Annotated in this window: 4 protein-coding genes and 1 pseudogene; 1 reads left to right on the top strand and 4 read right to left on the bottom strand. The window is 67.2% G+C overall.

The genetic code is table 11. The features are described 5' to 3' along the window. Nucleotides 1-3: 3 nt before the first annotated feature. The 3 genes from ACFWO8_RS33100 to ACFWO8_RS33090 all read right to left on the bottom strand — a co-directional run bounded on the left by ACFWO8_RS33100 (nucleotide 4) and on the right by ACFWO8_RS33090 (nucleotide 2,510). The gene (locus ACFWO8_RS33100) at nucleotides 4-834 is read right to left on the bottom strand and encodes a DUF4129 domain-containing protein (RefSeq protein WP_378974752.1); all 831 of its coding nucleotides are present in this window, start codon (nucleotides 832-834) and stop codon (nucleotides 4-6) included. 308 nt (nucleotides 835-1,142) lie between these two features. Then, entirely contained in the window at nucleotides 1,143-1,517 is a 375-nt protein-coding gene (locus tag ACFWO8_RS33095; RefSeq protein WP_378974749.1) for a hypothetical protein, read from the bottom strand. 177 nt (nucleotides 1,518-1,694) lie between these two features. Then, nucleotides 1,695-2,510 (bottom strand): NAD(P)H-binding protein, encoded by an 816-nt coding sequence (locus tag ACFWO8_RS33090; protein ID WP_378974744.1) that lies wholly within the window; start codon nucleotides 2,508-2,510, stop codon nucleotides 1,695-1,697. 271 nt (nucleotides 2,511-2,781) lie between these two features. Here ACFWO8_RS33090 and ACFWO8_RS33085 point away from each other — a divergent pair, with 271 nt between their 5' ends. After that, entirely contained in the window at nucleotides 2,782-3,336 is a 555-nt protein-coding gene (locus ACFWO8_RS33085) for a hypothetical protein (RefSeq protein ID WP_378974739.1), read from the top strand. 48 nt (nucleotides 3,337-3,384) lie between these two features. Here ACFWO8_RS33085 and ACFWO8_RS33080 read toward each other — a convergent pair. Continuing rightward, nucleotides 3,385-3,807, bottom strand: a pseudogene (locus tag ACFWO8_RS33080) (NAD(P)/FAD-dependent oxidoreductase); the annotation flags it as partial.

Raw genomic sequence — 3,807 nt, 5'->3', positions numbered from 1 at the left:
GTGTCAAACGGATACCTCGTCGCGGGCTTGGAGGTCGGCGAGTACCAGGCGCAGCAGTTGTTCGGCACGGATGCGCTGCCAGCCCAGCATGGCGTGCGGACTGAACCTGGCCTCCTCGAACAGCGCTACCAGTTCGTGTGCGCCGTCGTCGTGCAGCACGCCACTGTCGAATGCCCGCTCCAGCACTTCCCTCGGGGTATCCGAAATCAACGGCGCCGCGGCACGATCCGCCGCCAGTCCGGCCTCCATCGCCACATAGCAGGCGATCACCGCGGTGCGCGCGTCCTGTCCCGGTGCGTTCATCGCCGCCAGGCCCATCTCGGCGGCCCTGGTCAGCGAGTGGACCGTATTCACCACCTCCTCTTCGGTCAGTTGCGCCCCGTCGACCACGGGGGCCCGCCGCCCGGCGACAGTGACGCCGACGAGACCGGCCAACGCGATACCGATCAGCACGACCGCCAGCCCCACCGCCCCCAGCAACGCCATCCCGCTCAGGCGCGCCGGCTCGACCGCCGAATCGATCACCTGCACATCGACCTCGCCCGACACCGGCGGCGCCCACGCTTTCGCCGCGGTCACCGGCGGCGCCGAAGTCGGCTGACGCCTGGCACCGGGCAATACGAACAGCATGGTGACACCGACCGCGAACGTCAGCGCGACAGCACTGAGCGCAATCGGGGTCAGCACCGCGAAACGCCTGAACGACAAGCGAACCCCGAGATCACGCTCGACCGCGGGCATCGCCAATGGCAGCCGGTGCTGACTGACGATGGCTCCCGCGAGCAAGATCACCACCGAAACCAGCAGCAATACCGGCATCAATGCGACAGCCACCGGCGAGGTTCCGCCGGATTCACTGGGAACAACCGTCCCAGGTAAACGCCCCTGCAGCGCGACAATCGCCCCGACAATCAATGCGACCGCCGCGACCAATCGGCCTATTGGCGCCAAAATCTTTCCCACAGCAATACCGCCGAACCCCTGGAAGCCACCCGAAATGCCCACATGGTGGCATTTCCGATGGCTTCCAGGAACCGACCGCACAAAGGTTTGGTCGAACTCCCTCAGCGCCTCCCGATTCCTTGTACCCCGCAACATCCCCTTTCACGGGGCAAGGAATATTCCGGTGCCGGGTCGGGCGATCAGCTCTGCCCGGGACGTCCCCACACCGTCGGGTCCGGTGGCGGCCAGCCATCCGCTCCGGGGAGCGGGAGGTCCGGTACCGCGCTCGGTCGGTCGGTCGGATCGGGCACCGCGTGCCATCCGCCCCGAAGCGGGCGCGAGGACGACGGTGGCGCCGGCGCGTCGGCGGTTGGTGGGGCGGGGGCCGGGCTCGACGGCGGCGTCCGGTGCGGTGGCAGGCTCGGCTCGGTGGAGCGCGACCGCAGTACCCGCACGAGGACGACGACCACGACGATCACCAGCACCGGGACCAGCAGGAGCGCGAGCCACGAAAGGTAGCGCACCAGCTGCAGAAGCCGCTCGGAGGCCGGCGGAGCCTCCGGTGCCGGACTCATCGCGAGCACCGGGCCCACTAAATCATGGACGGCGAGAAGGACATTGCTCACCGGGCCCCCTCCCCGAAAACCAAGCGCTGCAATCGGATATGTCACCAGTGCGCACGCCGCCCGACACCTCCGCATCATTTCCGCGACCGTTCCCGATACACGGGCCGGCACCCGCGACCGGATGCGTCAGTCGGCGAGAAAGCGGGCGGCGTTCGCGTGCGCCCAGTGGTTGAAAGTGGTGGCGGGGTGGCCGGTGATGTCCTCGACGCTGGTGATAGGCAGGGATTCCGGGGTCGGGACGTAGTCGAGCAGGACATTGTCGACGTACCAGGTCGTGTTGTCGCCCATGGTGGGTCGCAGGGCGGCGATGGTTTCCTCGCGGGTCGAGGTGCGGAAGGTGATGTCACGGTCGAGCGCGTCGGAGAGGTGTGCGACCAGGTCGGCGCGGGACAGGATCTCCGGGCCCGCGAGCGAGTGCGCGCGGCCGAGATGTCCGTCGGTGAGTAGGGCGGTGGCGGCGACGGCGGCGATGTCGTTCATGGCGATGGGCGCGCTCGCGCTGTCGGGGTGCGGCTCCCAGACGGCACCGTTCGCACGGATCTGCTGGGACCACGTCAGGGTGTTCTCCATGAAGTCGGCAGGCCACAGATGGGTCCAGGCCAGGCCGCTGCCCTCTACGGCCTTACAGACACTGCCCCACCAGCTTTCGGGTTCACCGGACAGATCGACGACGTGTCGCACACCGGCTGCCCGCGCCAGCTCGAGCACCTCGGTGACATTGTCCGGCGACGGTGCCAGGTACATCCGGTCGACGCCCGCGAATGCGGCGGGCAAGCTGTCCAGCCTGCCCAGATGCCCCTTGGCCACCTGAACCCCGGCGGGCAGCGCGGCCTTGCTCGGGTTGATCGTCAGCGCGCGAATGTCGGTGGCACCTCGCGCGATCAGCTGGTCCACGACCATGCGCCCGATATTGGCCGTCGCCCCGGTAACCAGGATTGTCATCGGTTCCCCTTCGTCTCGGATCGTTGAACTCCTTCGATCCTGCCAACGAAATCCGACCGGCGCACATAGGCATAGGCATATTTCCGGCAACCGTATCAATATCTATGGTGTGGCAAGGTAATTCGCCCTTTGTGTCGAAGTGATGATGTTTTTCCGGTATCACCGCTGGTGGGTTCCACGGAATCGTTGACGATGCGAAAATGTTCTCGGACCGAGATCCGGTCCGGCAGAGGATGTTCCGCCGGATTGGCGGGCAGACTGGAGGGGCAGGATGCATTTCTCGAAATTCAGCGCGATCGCCGTTCTCGCGACAGGAGCTGTCGGCCTCGCGGCCACCACCACCGCGCAGGCAGCACCATCCGCAGCGGTTCCGATCGTGCAGGGCGTCGACAGCGGCGTCGCGTTCACCGCGAGTCCGCTGGCCGATGGCTCCGGGCTCACGGTGTCCGCCCCGGACGGCACGTTCGGTGTCGCCGGTGGTGCGGTCACCCTCACGAACCAGGAGGGTCGGGTGGTCGCCGCCGTGCCGACCCGCATCATCACCGGCGCAGGCGATTTCGATCTGGTGGCAGGCATCTCCGCCGACGGACGGTCAGCGACGCTGACTCCCGCCGCCGCACCGGCCGTCGTCACCGCCAACTCGGCCGAGTTCGTCGACGCGGCCGGTGACACCCAGGCCCGCAAGCAGCACAACGCGGGCATCGGCGCGCTCATCGGCGCCGGTATCGGCGCAGTGCTCGGCTTCTTCCTCGGCGGAGTCGGCGCACTGGTGACCATCCCGATCGGTGCGGGCATCGGCGCCCTCATCGGCTACTCGACGCCGTAGTGGCACCGCGTATTGGCCGACCCAGCGAGGGTCGGCCACTACGGGCCGTCAGCTCAGGTGATGAACCGCCTGCTGCCTGAAGACCGGTGTCGCAATCCCTTCGAAGCGCGCCTTCAGCTGTAGCGCGGGATACAGCGAATAGTGCCGGGACTGATGCAGATTGCCGCCGTGGAACCACAGGCCATGCTGCTGAGTCGGCTTCCACATGTTCCGTAGCTCGCCTTCCCACGGCCCCGGATCCTTGATGGTGCCGGATCCGAATCCCCAGCACTTGCCCACCGCATCGGCGACGTCCTGACCGATGAGGTCGGCCGCCCAGCCGTTCATCGAGCCGTAGCCGGTCGCGTAGACGACGAGGTCGGCAGGCAGTTCCGTGCCGTCGGTGAGGATGACGCTGTGCTCGGTCAGTTCCCGCACCTGCCCGTGGGCCAACGGATGGCACCGTCGGCGCCGACATCGATGTATTGACAT

The sequence above is a fragment of the Nocardia sp. NPDC058480 genome (genome assembly GCF_042720495.1).
Classification (GTDB): Bacteria; Actinomycetota; Actinomycetes; order Mycobacteriales; family Mycobacteriaceae; genus Nocardia.
The sequence above is the reverse complement of the archived record's forward strand: the minus strand, read 5'-3'. Positions and strand labels throughout refer to the sequence as shown.